Source organism: Celeribacter litoreus (assembly GCF_020165855.1).
GTDB lineage: Bacteria > Pseudomonadota > Alphaproteobacteria > Rhodobacterales > Rhodobacteraceae > Celeribacter > Celeribacter litoreus.
On the sequence record NZ_JAIUFY010000013.1, the window covers coordinates 125402 to 140653 of the forward strand.

A 15252-nucleotide genomic window follows, 5' to 3' on the forward strand; every position below is an offset into this window, starting at 1 on the left:
AGAGCGTTAAAGTGCAGCCCTGACACAGTTCGCGCGCGTCCCGCGGCTGAGAAATTCAGCGCCTGTGACAGGGCCTGCCTCTCCGAGATGCCTGACTTGGAGCTGACTTAAATAAGAAGCGCCCCGGAAATAAATCCGGGGCGCAATTACCTCAACGGTTGGCTCCTCCCTTCCAACCGGAGGCAAATCAGCTGTTGGACGCGATCAGCTCGGCCTGAGCCACGATCACTTCCGCTTGTTTGATGGATGCTATGTCGACGAGGCGACCTTTGTAAACAGTTGCGCCTTCTCCATTCGCTTTTGCCTGCTCCATAGCCGCGAGAATCTCGCGTGCTTCGGTCACGGCTTCCTCGGACGGAGTAAAGACTTCGTTTGCGAGAGCAATCTGTTTCGGGTGGATCGCCCACTTGCCGACCATGCCGAGTGTCGCAGAGCGACGGGCCTGCGCGCGGTAGCCTTCATCATCGGAAAAATCGCCGAAAGGTCCGTCGACTGGCAGAATTCCGTGCGTGCGGCAGGCGGCCACAATTGCGGCCTGCGCCCAGTGCCACGGATCGGAATAGTGACGGGTGTCGCCATGCAGCATGTAGTAGTTTTCCTGTGTGCCGCCGATGCCCGTCGTTTGCATCCCCATGGAGGCCGCGAAATCGGCTGCGCCGAGGCTCATTGCGACGAGGCGCGGGGAGCTTTTGGCGATCTCTTCCACGTGGGCAATGCCAGCAGCCGATTCGATGATGACTTCGAAATCGACTTTCTTGGTGCGGCCCTTCGCGGCTTCGATTGCGGTGACCAGAGCGTCGACAGCATAGATGTCCTCCGCACAGCCCACTTTCGGGATCATGATCTGATCGAGGCGCTCACCGGCCTGCTCCAGAAGGTCGACAACATCGCGATACCAATACGGCGTATCGAGCGAGTTGATCCGCACCGCTAGCGTCTTTTTACCCCAGTCGATGGTGTTGATCGCTTCGATGATATTCGCGCGCGCTGCGTCTTTGTCAGAAGGGGCGACCGAGTCCTCGAGGTCGAGGTTGATCACATCCGCCGCGGATGCCGCCATTTTCGGAAAAAGTTTGGTGTTCGAGCCGGGGCCGAACAGTTGGCAACGGTTCGGGCGGTCTACGGGGGCGGGTTGAAGGCGGAAGGACATCCAGACTCCTCCTGATAAGGATGTTACGAATTTTTGTTCGTAACCGATATAATCTTGCGCAGTCTAATGCAATACTTGTTTCGCGCTTGCAGAAAGAGTGCACAGGGACCGAGGACGAGGCGTCCTGTGTCGCGGGGTCGCGTTTGCGTGGGGGACGACTCTTCTGAAGGCGATCTCCGAGATGGGTTGTGCGCGATCGTAGGGCTTAGTGTCCCGTGAAATTAAGGTTTGAAGAGTTTTCAAACTGATTAAATTCGCATCATGTGAATTTTTCTCCCGATAATACGCCATAAATCGGGAGAAATTGCCATCACGTCAGTATCTGTGACATGAAATGCGGAGCACCTTGCGGCGAATCTCGATCAGACTGTGGGAAATTATCCCTTCTGACAGATGGAATGCTGCCATGATCGAGACACCGTACCTGCTCTTCCTCGGAGACGCCCCTGACCAACTCGCCGCCAAAGTGGCGCAAGGCATCAAGGATTGGCGCCCCGAATATGCACTGGGCCAATACCGCATGGAAGGCTGTAAGGCCGACATGAAGCTGCCCGACATGGACCTCAAAGCGGCCAAAGAAGCGGGTGCGAAGACCCTCGTCATCGGCGTTGCCAACCGCGGCGGCATCATTTCTCCGGCTTGGAAGAAGGTTCTGGTTGAAGCGCTCGAAGAGGGGTTTGACCTCGCCTCTGGCTTGCACAATCTGCTGCGCGACGAGGAAGACCTTGCTGCCGTCGCCAAAGCGTGCGGTCGCCAGCTGCACGACGTGCGCGTTCCTTCCGTCAAATATCCCATCGCGAACGGTGTGAAACGGACCGGCAAGCGCTGTCTCGCGGTTGGCACCGATTGCTCGGTCGGGAAAATGTACACCGCGCTCGCGATGGACAAATCCATGCGCGCCAAAGGGATGAAATCCACGTTCCGCGCCACGGGCCAGACCGGTATTCTGATCACTGGTGACGGTGTGCCGCTCGATGCAGTTGTCGCCGACTTTATGGCCGGCTCCATCGAATACCTCACGCCGGACAACGATCCGGATCACTGGGATCTGATCGAAGGTCAGGGCAGCCTGTTCCACGTGTCTTATTCCGGTGTGACAATGGCCCTCGTGCATGGTGGTCAGCCTGATGCGCTGATTCTCTGCCACGAGCCGACCCGTGAGCACATGCGCGGCCTTCCGGGCTACAGCCTGCCGAGCCTCGAAGCGCTCCGTGACACCGCTCTGACCCTCGCAAAGGTCGCAAACCCGGATTGTCAGGTCGTCGGCATCTCCGTGAACACGCAGCACATGTCCGAGGACGAGGCGATTGCCTACCTCGGCAAAGTAGAGGCCGAAATGGGCCTTCCTGCTGTCGACCCGTTCCGTCAGGGTGCGGATCGTCTGGCTGATGCGCTCGCCGAGCTGTAATACAGACGGCGACGGAGGACCTGATGAAACTGAGCGTCACACAAGAGAGCTTTCGCCTCGCGGAAGTGTTCACCATTTCCCGTGGATCGCGCACTGAGGCAAAGGTCGTCACTGTCCGAGTTTCGGATGGCGACTACCAGGGCTGGGGCGAATGCGTCCCATATGCCCGCTACGGAGAGAGCCTCGAAAGTGTGACGGCTGAGATTGAAGCTCTGCCCGCTGGCATCACGCGGGCGGAGTTGCAGGATGCGCTTGCGCCGGGTGCGGCGCGCAATGCGGTGGATTGTGCGCTTTGGGATATTGAGGCGAAGAAAGCCGGAAAACGTGTTTGGGAGATGCTTGATCTCCCCGCGCCGATCCCGATGATCACGGCCTACACGCTCTCCTTGGCGTCGCCCGAGGAGATGCAGGCATCGGCTGCGAAACACGCGCATCGTCCGCTTCTCAAAATCAAACTGGGCACCCCCGACGATATGGCGCGGCTAGAAGCCGTCCGTCGCGGCGCGCCGCAATCGAAAATTATCGTGGATGCGAATGAGGGTTGGTCCGCAGAGGTCTACGCAGACCTCGCGCCGCATTTGGTGCGGCTTGGCGTGCAGCTTGTGGAGCAACCCTTGCCGGCGGGGCAGGATGACATGTTGGCGGAGATTGAGAGACCCCTTCCGGTCTGCGCCGACGAATCCTGTCACGACCGTGCAAGTCTTCCCGATCTTGTGGGCAAATATGATGTGATCAACATCAAGCTCGATAAGACCGGAGGCCTTACCGAAGCGCTCGAATTGCGCAAAGCGGCGCGGGCAGAAGGGTATGGCATCATGGTCGGCTGTATGGTTGGGACCTCTCTCGCGATGGCCCCTGCCACAATCGTGGCGCAAGGCGCACGTGTTGTGGACCTTGACGGACCTTTGCTTTTGGCCGAAGACCGTGACGAACCGCTGAAATTCGACGCAGACGGGGTCCATCCCCCTGCGCGCGCCCTCTGGGGCTGAAGTCACTAAGGAGATCAAGATGACTCGCACCGTCTATGTAAATGGCGAATACCTGCCGGAAACCGAGGCCAAAGTTTCGATTTTTGACCGTGGCTTCCTGATGGCGGATGCGGTTTACGAAGTGACCTCTGTCCTCGGCGGCAAACTCATCGATTTCCAAGGCCACACCGCCCGTCTGCAACGCTCCCTCGACGAACTTCAGATGGTGTCTCCTGTGACCATGGAAGAGCTGCTCGAAATCCATCACCAACTCATCGAGAAAAACGATCTCGAAGAGGGCGGCATCTACCTCCAGATCACGCGCGGAGCTGGTCCGGATCGTGACTTTGTTTGGCCGGATCCGGAAGAGGTCAAAGGCGGCATCGTTCTCTTTACCTTTGCGAAGAAACTGACCGAAGGTGCGAACCTCGACAACGGGATCAAGGTTATCTCTCAGGAGGACCTGCGCTGGGGGCGTCGCGACATCAAGACCACCCAGCTTCTCTATCCGTCCTTTGCCAAGATGCAGGCGAAGAAAGCGGGCGCTGCTGATGCATGGCTCGTTGAAGATGGTTTTGTGACCGAGGGCTCCGCGAACAACGCCTACATCGTCAAAGACGGTGTGATCATCACGCGTCAGCTTTCCAATGACATCCTGCATGGCATCACCCGCGCTGCGATCCTGAAGTTTGCGGCAGAAGCCCAGATGAAAGTCGAAGAGCGTCCGTTCACCATCGCAGAGGCCCAAGAGGCCGACGAAGCGTTTGTGACCTCCGCTACGGGCTTTAGCCAGCCGGTCGTCGAGATCGACGGCGTTGCAATCGGTGACGGCAAACCGGGTCCGGTGGCCAAGCGTCTGCGCGAGATTTACATCGCAGAAATGCCGAAGACCGCGCTCTAATCGGAACATTTCGCCCCTTTCCGCGTTTGCTTAGTCAAACCGGAGAGGGGCAATCATGACAATGCGCGAGGTGGAGAAGACTCCGGACGTTGAGCCGTCTCCCCGACATTCCCATCCTCTAAGAATGCCGATGTGGGGAATATTCCTCGCGCTGATCGTTGCGGGCCTGTCCTATGCACGGGCTTTCTTCATGCCGGTCGTCTTGGCCGTTCTTCTCGCACTCGTCTTTTCACCGCTGCGTCGTTCGTTGGAGAGGATCGGGATACCGACATCCCTCTCGGCGTTCGCGCTCGTGTTTTCACTCATGCTCGGGGTTTTAACTGTGACGGCCTCCGTTGCGGTGCCTGCGAGCGAATGGATATCGGACGCGCCTCAGATTCTTCGCAAAGTTGAACTCCGTCTGTCAGAGCTAAAGCCCGTCACGGATACGATTTCGAAAATCAATGACGGGATCGATAAGGTGATGGACGGTGGGCCGGTAGCCACAGATCCGCGTCAGCAACCCGCAGTGTCGACCGGCGCCACTGCCCCCGATGCCTCAAAAAGCCAAGTGGTCGTTCAGGAGAACACGCCGCAGAGCTACATCATGCAGGTCGTTGCCTCGACGCCTGCGGTCTTGGCACAATTCGTCTTCACCATGATCCTGCTGTTTTTCCTGCTCGCCTCGGGGGATTTGTTCCTCGAAAAGAGCGTTCAGGTCGCGCCGACGCGTGTCGAAAAGGCGCGCGTGGTGCGGATCATTTTCGAAACGGAGCGGCGGCTGTCGCGCTACCTTCTCACGATCACTCTGATCAATCTCGGTCTCGGCATCAGTATCGGGATTGCGATGTGGGCCTTTGGAATGCCGAGCCCGCTTCTCTTCGCGGTCATCGGCTTTCTGTTCAACTACGTACCGTATGTGGGCGCGATGGTGGGTGTTGCGATTGCCTTTGCTGTCGGGATCGTCTCTCTCGATCTCGGAACGGCGACTATCGTTGCCGCTGTGTATTTCACGCTCACGTCAATTGAAGGTCAGATCGTGACGCCGTGGCTCGTCGGGCGCAATCTGCGGATCAACACAGTGGTCGTTTTTGTGGCCGTGATGTTCTGGGCGTGGCTGTGGTCCGTCGTCGGAATGCTGATCGCGCTTCCGCTCCTCGTGACCCTACGCGCCTTCAGTGAGAATATCCCCGCGCTGAAGTCCTTCGCGGCTTTCCTCTCCGATGCGAGAGGCGCAGACCTCAAGCCCTATTCGGAAAGCCGCGAGAGTGGGTGATCACTCCTTTTTGCCGACATTCTCGGCAAAGGCTTTCTCGAAGGCGACCTGTTTCTCGGGGCTCGCCTCGGTCTGGCTCTGCGCTTTCCACTCATCGTAGGGCATACCGTAGAAGAGTTCGCGTGCCTCTTCCTTGCTCATCTCGATGCCGCGCTCGTTTGCGGCTTCTTGCACCCAGCGGGAGAGGCAGTTGCGGCAGAACCCGGTGAGGTTCATCATGTCGATATTCTGCACATCCGTGCGCTTTTCCATGAGATGTTCGCGCAGCGTGCGAAACGCGGCTGCTTCGAGCTCGATCATGGTTTGCGGGTCGATCTTGTGCATCTCTTATCCTCTCACGCGTTTGGTATAGGCGGCGGGGTTCATGTCCCGGGCATCGACCGAGAGCGACCCTACGGTCGGCATATGGGTGTTCATTGTGGTCAGCACAATCTCCGTGAGCCGCGCTTTGGTCTCATCGTCGCGGCCAGCATAGAGATAAAAGGTCACATGCGCGAACGTCTGGGGTTCGGTCCCGATCCGCCAATAGGGCACGGGGGCGGCGTGGACCTTGAGTGCCGCAGGCGAGATTTCCGGATCCTGGATCAGCGCCTCAAACAGCGCGTCGCAGATCGCCTGCATGTCATGGGTGTCTTGCAATCCGTCAGAGAATTCGAGCGCGATGCGGGGCATGTCAAAGTCCTGTGGCGTCGAGGGTTTGTGTGAGGATGGGCGCGAGAAGAGCGGCCCAGTGCTCTTGTTGGTCGGGCGTTTCAATCAGGTCGGAGCGGAGTTCGATCAGGACGTTGAGACGTCCGTGCCGGAGTGCGTGCGTGTCGATCGCATCGCCCGGCAAGTGTCCGTCGTAAGGTTCATTGTCGCCGATGCAGAGCCGCTCGCCGAGTTTTTCGGCCTCGTGCTGCAATGTGTCGGAGAGCTTTAGGGCGTCGATGAGGGGGGCTGTCAGGCGTTTGTCATAAGCCGACAGGATGCCAATCTGCCACGGCCTGCGCGGCCGTCCGCGTAACTGTGGTGTAAAGCTGTGGACAGAGCAAATGACAGTATCATCTCGCCGGGCGCAGAGGGCTTCGTAGGCTTGGTGATAGGGGCGATGGAACAGGTCGAGGCGACGCTCGGCCTCTGCGTCATCGGCGTGACGGTTGGCCGGAATAATCGTGCCATCGTAGAGCTTCATCACGAGGGTCGGGTCTTGTTCGCCGCGGTTCGGGTCAATGACGAGGCGTGAGAAATCCGTATGGATCATCGGGCTGTCGAGGTGGCGCGACAGAGCGCGGCTCACGCCGAGGGCTCCGACATCATAGGCGATATGGCGGTTCATATCTTCTGGCGCGATGCCGAGATCAGGGCCGATCTCCGGCGGCACGCGATTGGTCGCGTGATCGCATGTGATGAGCCAGCGTCCGGGCCGTGCGCTGCCAATTGTTTGAAAAGGAGCAATGTTCATTTTTGCGTCACCTTTGCGTGTCATCCCCCAATTACGCGCTTTCTTGTCAAAGGGCCAGTTGCGGCGTGAGGCATATTGCGCCATAGAGAGGGTGGCCCACCGCGAAAATTTAACGACCGAAAGGAAGTAAGGCTGTATGAGACGCCTTCGGAATGTGAAAATCGTGGCCACACTGGGCCCCGCATCTAATGATTATGATACTGTCCGCGCGCTTGTTGAAGCTGGCGCAGACGTATTCCGCCTGAACATGAGCCATGGTGAGCACGACGAAATCCGCGTCCGCCATGCGATGATCCGAAAGATTGAAACCGATCTCGGTCGCCCGATTGCAATTCTCGCCGACCTTCAGGGGCCGAAGTTGCGTGTGGGCAAATTCGGGTCCGGTGCGCATGATCTGGAAGAGGGCGACAAATTCCGCCTCGATCTGGACGACAAGCTTGGCGATGGTGAACGCGTTCAACTTCCACACCCGGAAATTTTCGCAGCGCTCAAGCCCGGCGCAAACCTGCTCGTCAACGACGGTAAAATCCGCCTCAAGGTCGAAGACTGCGGCGAAGACTACGCCAACTGTGTCGTCACCGTCGGCGGAACGATTTCCGACCGTAAAGGTGTGAACGTGCCTGACGTGGTTCTGCCGCTCGACGCACTTTCTCCGAAAGACCTCAAAGACCTCGAATTCGTCTGTGAACTGGGTGTTGACTGGCTCGCGCTGTCGTTCGTTCAGCGTCCGGAAGATGTGCTGAAGGCGAAGGAATTGGCAAAAGGCCGTGCGAGCGTTCTGGCAAAGATTGAAAAGCCGTCTGCGGTCGAAAGCTTCGACGACATTCTTGCTGTGTCCGACGGGATCATGGTGGCCCGTGGCGACCTCGGTGTCGAGCTGCCGGTGCAGGCCGTTCCGCCGATTCAGAAACGTCTGACGCGCAAGTGTCGTAACGCCGCAAAGCCGGTGATCGTTGCGACGCAGATGCTCGAGTCCATGATCGAAAGCCCGATGCCGACCCGCGCAGAGGTCTCCGACGTTGCGACCGCCATCTATGAAGGCGCTGACGCGATCATGCTGTCCGCTGAATCTGCGGCTGGTAACTACCCCATCGAAGCTGTGACCACGATGAATAACGTCGCGGTCGAAGTGGAGAGCGATCAGGTCTATCGCGACGTTCTCGATGCATCGCGCGCAGGGATCGCAAAGCAAACCGTGGCCGACGCTATCGTGTCCGCAGCGCGCGAAATCGCTGAAACGACCGACGTGAAGGCGATCGTGTGTTACTCCGAATCCGGCACGACCGCTGCGCTCACCGCGCGTGAACGCCCGCATGTTCCGATCATCGCCATGACCTCGCGCCGCAACACCGCGCGCAAGCTCTGCCTATACTGGGGTATGCACTGCGTCATGACCGGTGAAGTGGAGCGCTTCAAAATGGCCGTGGTCAATGCGGCCCGTGCTGCGCGTACCTCCGGTTTTGCGACTGAAGAGGACAAGATCGTCGTGACCGCCGGTATTCCGTTCAATCAGGCCGGTTCTACGAACATCTTGCGCGTTGCGCCCTGTGAGGAACGCTTGATCTTCAACACCGACCCTGAATAATTGCCGGAACCTCGGCGATTCAGGTACTGGTGATGTACACCGATTTCATATTGGTTCTCGGGAGCGTGCTGATCTTACTCGCGCTCCCGTCTGCTGTTCGGGCCTATTCCGAAGACCAGTTCCCGCGCTTTGCTGCGGGGATGTTTGTGGTCGGAGGGGTGCTTGTGACGTCGGCGTATGTCCTGCATCCGGACGGATATCGCCTCTCTGACGTACCGCTCGCGCTTGTTCGCGTTTTGGGGCGTATTTTTTAAAGATTCCCCCGCCCGACACTTGTCAAACTTAGGTTTTGCGCGTAATGGAGCGCGCTCATGGGGCGCTTCCGGCGGTATGGCATGCCGAGTCGCGCGATAAACCATCGAAACAAAGGAGATGGAAATGCCTAAGATGAAGACGAAGTCGAGCGCCAAAAAGCGCTTTAAAATGACCGCCTCTGGCAAGGTCAAAGCAGGTCAGGCCGGCAAACGCCACGGCATGATCAAACGCACCACGAAATTTATCCGTGACGCACGTGGCACGACCACGCTCTCCGCACCTGATGCGAAGATCGTGAAGTCCTACATGCCCTACAACCGCTAATTAGGGAGAGAGACACATGTCCCGCACCAAAGGTGGTACCGTTACCCACGCCCGTCACAAGAAAGTTCTGAAGGCCGCTAAAGGTTACTACGGCGCCCGTTCCCGGAACTTCCGCACCGCTACTCAGGCCGTCGACAAGGCCAACCAGTACGCTACGCGTGACCGTAAACAGCGCAAGCGCAACTTCCGCGCACTCTGGATCCAGCGTATTAACGCTGCTGTCCGTTCGCACGACGAAGCGCTGACATACTCCAAATTCATCAACGGCCTGTCCCTGGCTGGCATCGAAGTGGACCGTAAGGTTCTCGCCGATCTCGCCATCCACGAGCCGGACGCATTTGGTGCCATCGTCGAAAAGGCGAAGGCCGCGCTCGCGTAAGCTCTCTTACTGCTAGAGAACATGCATTTTTGAAGCCGCGGACCTCATAGGGGTCTCGCGGCTTCTTGTCTTTTGGGCCTCTCGTGTTACCAAGCGGGGGAAACGCCGACAGGCTAGAAACAAGAGGGATCGGGATGGACGATCTGAAGAACAAATACCTCACCGCCATTCTCGCGGCGGGTGATGAAGCCACGCTCGAAGACATCCGTCTTCAGGCCGTGGGCAAAAAGGGCGAAGTGGCGCTCAAGATGCGCGAACTGGGCAAGATGAGCCCGGAAGAGCGTCAGGTCATGGGACCGAAACTCAACGCTCTGAAAGACGAGATCAACTCTGCGCTGGCCGCCAAAAAGATCGCGCTCGAAGACGCCGCTCTGGATGCGCGTCTGGCGGAAGAGTGGCTCGACGTGACCCTGCCGGGTCGTCAGCGTCCGCAGGGCACCATTCACCCGATCTCCCGCGTTTCCGAAGAGATTTACGCGATCTTCGCCGATCTGGGCTTTGCCGTCGCAGAAGGCCCGCAGATCGAAGACGATTTCCACAACTTCGACGCGCTCAACATCGCGCCGAACCACCCGGCCCGCCAAGAACACGACACGTTCTACATGGCCCGAGCCGAAGGTGACGAGCGTGCGCCGCACGTCCTGCGCACCCACACCTCGCCGGTGCAGATCCGGTCCATGCTCAAACAGGGCGCGCCGATCCGCATCATCGCGCCGGGCCGCGTATATCGCTCCGACTACGACCAGACCCACACGCCAATGTTCCACCAAGTCGAAGGCATGGCCATCGACAAGGACATCTCCATGGCGAACCTCAAATGGGTCCTCGAAGAGTTCTACACCGCCTTCTTCGGCACCAAGGTCAAAACCCGCTTCCGCGCCTCCCACTTTCCCTTCACGGAACCGTCCGCCGAGGTGGATGTGCAGTGCAAATGGGAAAACGGCACCGTGACCGTGGGCGAGGGCGACGATTGGCTGGAAGTTCTCGGTTCCGGCATGATGCACCCCAAAGTCCTGACCGCCGGCGGCATCGACCCGAAAGAATGGCAAGGCTTTGCCTTCGGCATGGGGATCGACCGTCTCGCAATGCTGAAATACGGCATCCCCGACCTCCGCGCCTTCTTTGACAGCGACCTGCGCTGGCTGCGTCACTACGGCTTTAGCGCTCTGGGCACGCCAACGCTGGCTGGCGGGATTCACGGATAAGCAGGAGATAGACACATGAAATTCACACTCTCCTGGCTCAAAGAGCATCTGGAAACCGAGGCGAGCCTCGATGACATCCTTTACGCGCTGACCGATCTCGGGCTTGAGGTCGAGGGCGTTGAGAACCCGGCTGACAAGCTTAAGGGTTTCAAACTCGTCAAGGTCAAAGAGGCCGAGAAACACCCCGATGCCGACAAGCTTCGGGTGTGTCAGGTCGAGACCGACGAGGGCATGACCCAGATCGTCTGCGGCGCGCCGAATGCGCGGGCGGGCATCACCGCCGTGCTCGCGAAACCCGGCATGTATATTCCGGGCCTCGATATCACCATTTCCGTCGGCAAGATCCGCGGCGTTGAGAGCCACGGCATGATGGCCTCCGAGCGTGAGCTGGAGCTGTCCGACGAGCACAACGGTATTATCGAGCTGGAAGACGGTGAGATCGGCATGGAGTTCGCCGACTGGCTCGCGAAGCACGATCCGGCGAAGGTTGATCCGGTCATCGAGATTGCAATCACGCCGAACCGTCCCGACGCGCTTGGTGTCCACGGCATCGCCCGCGACCTCGCGGCGCGGGGTCTCGGGACGCTGAAACCGCTCAAAGTCGAAACGGTCGACGCCAAGTTCCCGAACCCGATTTCTGTCGAGATCACCGAAGAGGCGAAAGACGGCTGCTATGTCTTCGCTGGCCGTCTGATCAAAGGCGTGAAGAACGGCCCCTCGCCGAAATGGCTGCAGGATCGTCTCACCGCCATCGGTCTGCGCCCGATTTCGATCCTCGTCGATGTGACCAACTTCTTCACCTACGACCGCAACCGTCCGCTGCACGTGTTCGACGCGGCGACGGTCGAGGGCGGTCTGGTGATCGACCGCGCGAAAGGTGGCGAAGAGCTGCTCGCGCTTGACGAGAAGGTCTACAACATGCCCGAAGGCGCGATGTGCATCTTCTCCGGCGGCAAGGTCGAGAGCATCGGCGGCATCATGGGTGGCGAGGAAACCGGCTGTTCTGACGACACCGTGGATGTGTTCGTTGAGGCCGCTGTCTGGAACGTGCTCGACATCGCCAAAGGTGGCCGCGCGCTGAAGATCAATTCTGACGCCCGCTACCGCAACGAGCGCGGCATTGATCCGGCCTACAACATGCAGGCCCTCGACGATGCGACCGCGATGATCCTCGAGCTTTGCGGCGGTGAAGCGTCCGAGGCCGTCGTTGCTGGCGAAGTGCCGGATGTGTCCCGCGCCTATCACCTCGACACCGACCGCGTGCAGAGCCTCGTCGGCATGACCATTCCGGCCGAGCGTCAGGTTGCGATCCTCGAAAGCCTTGGCTTTGTGATGGACGGTGACATGGCGCAGGTGCCGAGCTGGCGTCCGGACGTTCTTGGCGAAGCTGACCTCGTGGAAGAAGTTGCCCGCGTTGAGAGCCTTACGCACCTCGAGCCGAAACCGATGGCGCGTCCGTCCGGTGTGGCCAAGCAAATCCTGACCCCGATGCAGGTGCGCGAATCCGCTGCGCGTCATCAGGCGGCAGGTCTCGGTTACAACGAATGCGTGACCTACAGCTTTATTGATAAGGCCTCGGCTGAGCTGTTCGGTGGCGGGTCCCTCGCGACGCAGTTGGAGAACCCGATTTCGTCCGAGATGAGCCACATGCGCCCTGACTTGCTTCCGGGCCTGCTGGCCGCTGCCACGCGCAACCAGGCGCGCGGTTTCGCTGATTTGTCGCTTTTTGAGTGTGGTCCTGCGTTCTTTGGCGGTGAGCCGGGTGAGCAGCGCGCGCAAATCTCCGGTCTGCGCGTTGGTGCAACGGGTGCGAAAGACGTGCACGGCGAACGCCGCGCGGTGGACCTCTATGACGCGAAGGCGGATGCAGAGGCTGTTCTGGCTGCCATCGGCGCACCAGCGAAGGCGCAAATCCTGCGCGATTGCTCGCCGTGGTTCCATCCGGGCCGTTCGGGCAAAATCTGCCTTGGTCCGAAGAAGGTGCTCGCAGAATTCGGTGAGCTTCACCCGAAGGTGCTCAAAGCTCTGGGCGTGAAGGGGACGGCTGTCGCCTTTACCGTCTATCTCGAAGAAGCGCCGATGCCGAAGTCGCAAAAGATCGCGCGCTCTGCGTTCTTCACCAATGACCTTCAGGCGGTCGAACGTGACTTTGCGTTCGTCGTCGATAAAGACGTCAAGGCGCTTGATCTCGTGAACGCGGCTGGTGGGGCGGATAAAGCGCTCATCGAAGACGTGCGTGTGTTCGACGAATTCATCGGCGGGTCGCTCGGCGAAGACAAGAAATCTCTCGCGATCACCGTGCGCATCCAGCCGACTGACAAGACGCTCAAGGAGAAAGACCTTGAAGAGTTGTCGCAGAAAATCATTGCCAAGGTCGAAAAGGCCACCGGCGGTGTTCTGCGTGGCTGAGCGCACTATTTGAGTATTTGAACCAAGAAGAAGGGGGCCGTGCGCCTCCTTTTTCACGTCTGAAGGAGATTGATATGAAAGTTTACCTGTCCGGAGAAATCCACACTGATTGGCGCGATCAGATCGTTGAGGGGGCTAAGGGGCTTGATGTCGAATTTTCGTCGCCCGTGACGGATCATGCGGCGTCTGATGACTGTGGCGTCACGATCATGGGCGCGGAGGACAACAAGTTCTGGCATGACCACAAGGGTGCCAAGTTGAATGCGATCCGCACGCGCACCGCGATTGAGGCGGCGGATGTTGTCGTCGTGCGGTTTGGCGAGAAATACAAACAGTGGAACGCGGCGTTTGATGCGGGCTATGCGGCGGCATTGGGTAAAGCCCTCATTGTGATGCATGGCGCGGATCATCAGCATGCGTTGAAAGAGGTCGATGCGGCGGCGCTCGCGGTGACGGAAACGCCGGAGCAGGTTGTTCAAATCCTTGCCTACGTTCTTAAAGGGGAATTGCCGGCATGAGTGGTCTCGGTCCGTGGCAGTCTGTGACGGAGGCTCTGGGGGCGCTTCATGAGGCGGAGCGGCCGAAAGCACCGAAGCTTGAAGACGCGACAGATATGGATCGGCGTCAGGGGCGTATGCTCGCCGAGATTCACAAGATGCACCTGTCCGAGTTGGCGATGACACGGCGGTTGCTCACACAGATTGAGACGGGTGGGGCAGAGCCAGGTGCCTTGCGTGAGGCGCTTGATGAGATGGCGATGACACGCAACTTTCGGGCGTTTGGCAACCTCTGCGGGCGAAGCTGTCAGATTATCAACGGCCACCATAACATCGAAGAATACGACACTTTTGTGCGGGTCGAAGCGGGGGGGCATGCGGGGATCAATGCGGTGGTTACAAAGCTACGTGCAGAGCACAAGGTGATCCATGCGCTGATCGAGCATCTCTATTCGGCAGCAGTCGATCTGGTCCAAGACCCGACGGAAGAGCACTACAGAATGGCGGTCGAGAAGTTCGAGCAATTCGAAGCCGTCGTGAAATCCCACTTTGGCTATGAAGAGGTGGAGCTTGAAGAGGCGCTTGGCCTCTTCAACGCGTTGTAACGTGCTTATTCCGGCCGCGGCGGAATGTTTTTCGCCTTTGCAACGGCCGGACGGGCATAAAAGCGTTCGACGTATGCAGGCACATTCTTGAGGTCATGATAGCCTGTGACCTCAAGGGCCTTGTAGAAAGCGAGCCCATTCAGCCACGGAGCAATCGCCATGTCGGCGATCGAGTAGTCGCCCATGATCCAGTCGCGCCCCTCAAGGCGTTGTTCTAGGACGTTCAGAAGGCGCTTTGCTTCCGCGATATAGCGATCGCGTGCGGTCGGGTCCTCCATCTTTGCACCGGCAAAGGCGTAGAAGAAGCCAAGCTGGCCGAACATCGGCCCAAGACCGCCCATCTGAAACATGAGCCACTGGATCGTCTCGTAGCGGGTTTTCGGGTCTTTAGAGAGAAACGTACCCGTTTTTTCAGCCAGATAGATCAGGATCGCACCGGACTCGAACAATTCGATCTGCTGGCCATCAGGGCCGTTGGGGTCGATGATCGCGGGGATTTTGTTGTTCGGGTTGAGCGCAAGGAATTCGGGGCTTTTCACGTCTGCATCGGCGAGGGTCACGAGGTGGGCCTCGTAGTCCAAACCCATCTCTTCGAGTGCGACCGAGACTTTTACGCCGTTCGGTGTCGGGAACGAGTAAAGCTGTAACTTCTGCGGGTCCTGTGCGGGCCAGCGTTCAGTGATCGGGTGAGAGAGTTCATTGAACGGGTGGGAGAGTTCATTCGGCATCGGGTTTCCTGCGGCAATATTTCGAGAATTCCCCTTACAGGTATGGATTTTCCGATAGAAAAAAACACTCAGGTATGTGCATCGATGCCGTAGGCTGTGTGCAGGTGGAGAGCCTCCGTCTTTCGAGGCGCAATCGGAC

17 protein-coding genes are annotated in these 15252 nt (G+C 58.7%); 12 read left to right on the forward strand and 5 right to left on the reverse strand.

From position 1 onward, the window contains the following. Positions 1-187 precede the first annotated feature (187 nt). The gene (locus LA304_RS12665; protein ID WP_224503528.1) at positions 188-1150 is read right to left on the reverse strand and encodes an L-malyl-CoA/beta-methylmalyl-CoA lyase; all 963 of its coding nucleotides are present in this window, start codon (positions 1148-1150) and stop codon (positions 188-190) included. A 406-nt stretch (positions 1151-1556) separates the two neighbouring features. Between LA304_RS12665 and dgcN the strand changes: the two genes are divergently transcribed. The 4 genes from dgcN to LA304_RS12685 all read left to right on the forward strand — a co-directional run bounded on the left by dgcN (position 1557) and on the right by LA304_RS12685 (position 5682). Further along, positions 1557-2558 carry an N-acetyltransferase DgcN gene (gene dgcN, locus LA304_RS12670; protein ID WP_224503529.1) on the forward strand — a complete coding sequence of 334 codons (1002 nt, stop codon included), beginning with the start codon at positions 1557-1559 and terminating at the stop codon, positions 2556-2558. Positions 2559-2581: 23 nt separating this feature from the next. Further along, on the forward strand, positions 2582-3547 hold the full coding sequence (dgcA, locus tag LA304_RS12675; RefSeq protein ID WP_224503530.1) for an N-acetyl-D-Glu racemase DgcA: 966 nt from the start codon (positions 2582-2584) through the stop codon (positions 3545-3547). 19 nt (positions 3548-3566) lie between these two features. Further along, a complete protein-coding gene (locus tag LA304_RS12680) occupies positions 3567-4427 on the forward strand; it encodes a D-amino-acid transaminase (RefSeq protein ID WP_224503531.1) in 861 nt (286 codons plus the stop codon). Positions 4428-4557: 130 nt separating this feature from the next. After that, the gene (locus tag LA304_RS12685) at positions 4558-5682 is read left to right on the forward strand and encodes an AI-2E family transporter (RefSeq protein ID WP_224503532.1); all 1125 of its coding nucleotides are present in this window, start codon (positions 4558-4560) and stop codon (positions 5680-5682) included. Here the strand turns inward: LA304_RS12685 and LA304_RS12690 are convergent, their stop codons facing one another. Genes LA304_RS12690 through LA304_RS12700 form a run of 3 tightly spaced genes read right to left on the reverse strand, consistent with a single transcriptional unit; the run spans position 5683 to position 7126 of the window. Then, a complete protein-coding gene (locus LA304_RS12690; protein WP_224503705.1) occupies positions 5683-5997 on the reverse strand; it encodes a DUF1244 domain-containing protein in 315 nt (104 codons plus the stop codon). A gap of 12 nt (positions 5998-6009) precedes the next feature. After that, a complete protein-coding gene (locus LA304_RS12695) occupies positions 6010-6354 on the reverse strand; it encodes a 5-carboxymethyl-2-hydroxymuconate Delta-isomerase (RefSeq protein WP_224503533.1) in 345 nt (114 codons plus the stop codon). Between the two features lies 1 nt (position 6355). Then, on the reverse strand, positions 6356-7126 hold the full coding sequence (locus tag LA304_RS12700) for an N-formylglutamate amidohydrolase (protein ID WP_224503534.1): 771 nt from the start codon (positions 7124-7126) through the stop codon (positions 6356-6358). Between the two features lie 136 nt (positions 7127-7262). On the opposite strand from LA304_RS12700, the gene pyk reads away from it, so the two are divergent. The 8 genes from pyk (at position 7263) to LA304_RS12740 (ending at position 14385) form a co-directional block, all read left to right on the forward strand. Next, positions 7263-8711, forward strand: a complete 1449-nt coding sequence (gene pyk / locus LA304_RS12705) for a pyruvate kinase (RefSeq protein WP_224503535.1) — start codon at positions 7263-7265, stop codon at positions 8709-8711. A gap of 32 nt (positions 8712-8743) precedes the next feature. Continuing rightward, positions 8744-8965: a hypothetical protein gene (locus tag LA304_RS12710; RefSeq protein WP_224503536.1), complete on the forward strand. Its 222-nt coding sequence runs from the start codon at positions 8744-8746 to the stop codon at positions 8963-8965. Positions 8966-9089: 124 nt separating this feature from the next. Then, entirely contained in the window at positions 9090-9290 is a 201-nt protein-coding gene (gene rpmI, locus LA304_RS12715) for a 50S ribosomal protein L35 (protein ID WP_224503537.1), read from the forward strand. A 16-nt stretch (positions 9291-9306) separates the two neighbouring features. Beyond that, positions 9307-9669, forward strand: coding sequence for a 50S ribosomal protein L20 (gene rplT / locus LA304_RS12720; RefSeq protein WP_224503538.1), 363 nt, complete (start codon positions 9307-9309; stop codon positions 9667-9669). A gap of 134 nt (positions 9670-9803) precedes the next feature. Further along, entirely contained in the window at positions 9804-10874 is a 1071-nt protein-coding gene (gene pheS, locus LA304_RS12725; RefSeq protein ID WP_224503539.1) for a phenylalanine--tRNA ligase subunit alpha, read from the forward strand. Positions 10875-10889: 15 nt separating this feature from the next. Further along, positions 10890-13283, forward strand: a complete 2394-nt coding sequence (gene pheT / locus LA304_RS12730) for a phenylalanine--tRNA ligase subunit beta (protein ID WP_224503540.1) — start codon at positions 10890-10892, stop codon at positions 13281-13283. A gap of 74 nt (positions 13284-13357) precedes the next feature. After that, positions 13358-13801, forward strand: a complete 444-nt coding sequence (locus LA304_RS12735; protein ID WP_263491412.1) for a YtoQ family protein — start codon at positions 13358-13360, stop codon at positions 13799-13801. Then, positions 13798-14385, forward strand: a complete 588-nt coding sequence (locus tag LA304_RS12740; protein ID WP_224503541.1) for a hemerythrin domain-containing protein — start codon at positions 13798-13800, stop codon at positions 14383-14385. The genes LA304_RS12735 and LA304_RS12740 overlap by 4 nt, the downstream gene beginning before the upstream one ends. Positions 14386-14390: 5 nt before the next feature. Here the strand turns inward: LA304_RS12740 and LA304_RS12745 are convergent, their stop codons facing one another. Then, positions 14391-15113, reverse strand: coding sequence for a glutathione S-transferase N-terminal domain-containing protein (locus tag LA304_RS12745; RefSeq protein WP_224503542.1), 723 nt, complete (start codon positions 15111-15113; stop codon positions 14391-14393). Positions 15114-15252: the final 139 nt, after the last annotated feature.

What these genes read in the sequence shown, in the direction of transcription:
- LA304_RS12665 (WP_224503528.1), bottom strand. Translation starts at nt 1,150, where the DNA reads ATGTCCTTCCGCCTTCAACCCGCCCCCGTAGACCGCCCGAACCGTTGC.
- dgcN (WP_224503529.1), top strand. Translation starts at nt 1,557, where the DNA reads ATGATCGAGACACCGTACCTGCTCTTCCTCGGAGACGCCCCTGACCAA.
- dgcA (WP_224503530.1), top strand. Translation starts at nt 2,582, where the DNA reads ATGAAACTGAGCGTCACACAAGAGAGCTTTCGCCTCGCGGAAGTGTTC.
- LA304_RS12680 (WP_224503531.1), top strand. Translation starts at nt 3,567, where the DNA reads ATGACTCGCACCGTCTATGTAAATGGCGAATACCTGCCGGAAACCGAG.
- LA304_RS12685 (WP_224503532.1), top strand. Translation starts at nt 4,558, where the DNA reads ATGTGGGGAATATTCCTCGCGCTGATCGTTGCGGGCCTGTCCTATGCA.
- LA304_RS12695 (WP_224503533.1), bottom strand. Translation starts at nt 6,354, where the DNA reads ATGCCCCGCATCGCGCTCGAATTCTCTGACGGATTGCAAGACACCCAT.
- LA304_RS12700 (WP_224503534.1), bottom strand. Translation starts at nt 7,126, where the DNA reads ATGAACATTGCTCCTTTTCAAACAATTGGCAGCGCACGGCCCGGACGC.
- pyk (WP_224503535.1), top strand. Translation starts at nt 7,263, where the DNA reads ATGAGACGCCTTCGGAATGTGAAAATCGTGGCCACACTGGGCCCCGCA.
- LA304_RS12710 (WP_224503536.1), top strand. Translation starts at nt 8,744, where the DNA reads ATGTACACCGATTTCATATTGGTTCTCGGGAGCGTGCTGATCTTACTC.
- rpmI (WP_224503537.1), top strand. Translation starts at nt 9,090, where the DNA reads ATGCCTAAGATGAAGACGAAGTCGAGCGCCAAAAAGCGCTTTAAAATG.
- rplT (WP_224503538.1), top strand. Translation starts at nt 9,307, where the DNA reads ATGTCCCGCACCAAAGGTGGTACCGTTACCCACGCCCGTCACAAGAAA.
- pheS (WP_224503539.1), top strand. Translation starts at nt 9,804, where the DNA reads ATGGACGATCTGAAGAACAAATACCTCACCGCCATTCTCGCGGCGGGT.
- pheT (WP_224503540.1), top strand. Translation starts at nt 10,890, where the DNA reads ATGAAATTCACACTCTCCTGGCTCAAAGAGCATCTGGAAACCGAGGCG.
- LA304_RS12735 (WP_263491412.1), top strand. Translation starts at nt 13,358, where the DNA reads ATGAAAGTTTACCTGTCCGGAGAAATCCACACTGATTGGCGCGATCAG.
- LA304_RS12740 (WP_224503541.1), top strand. Translation starts at nt 13,798, where the DNA reads ATGAGTGGTCTCGGTCCGTGGCAGTCTGTGACGGAGGCTCTGGGGGCG.
- LA304_RS12745 (WP_224503542.1), bottom strand. Translation starts at nt 15,113, where the DNA reads ATGCCGAATGAACTCTCCCACCCGTTCAATGAACTCTCTCACCCGATC.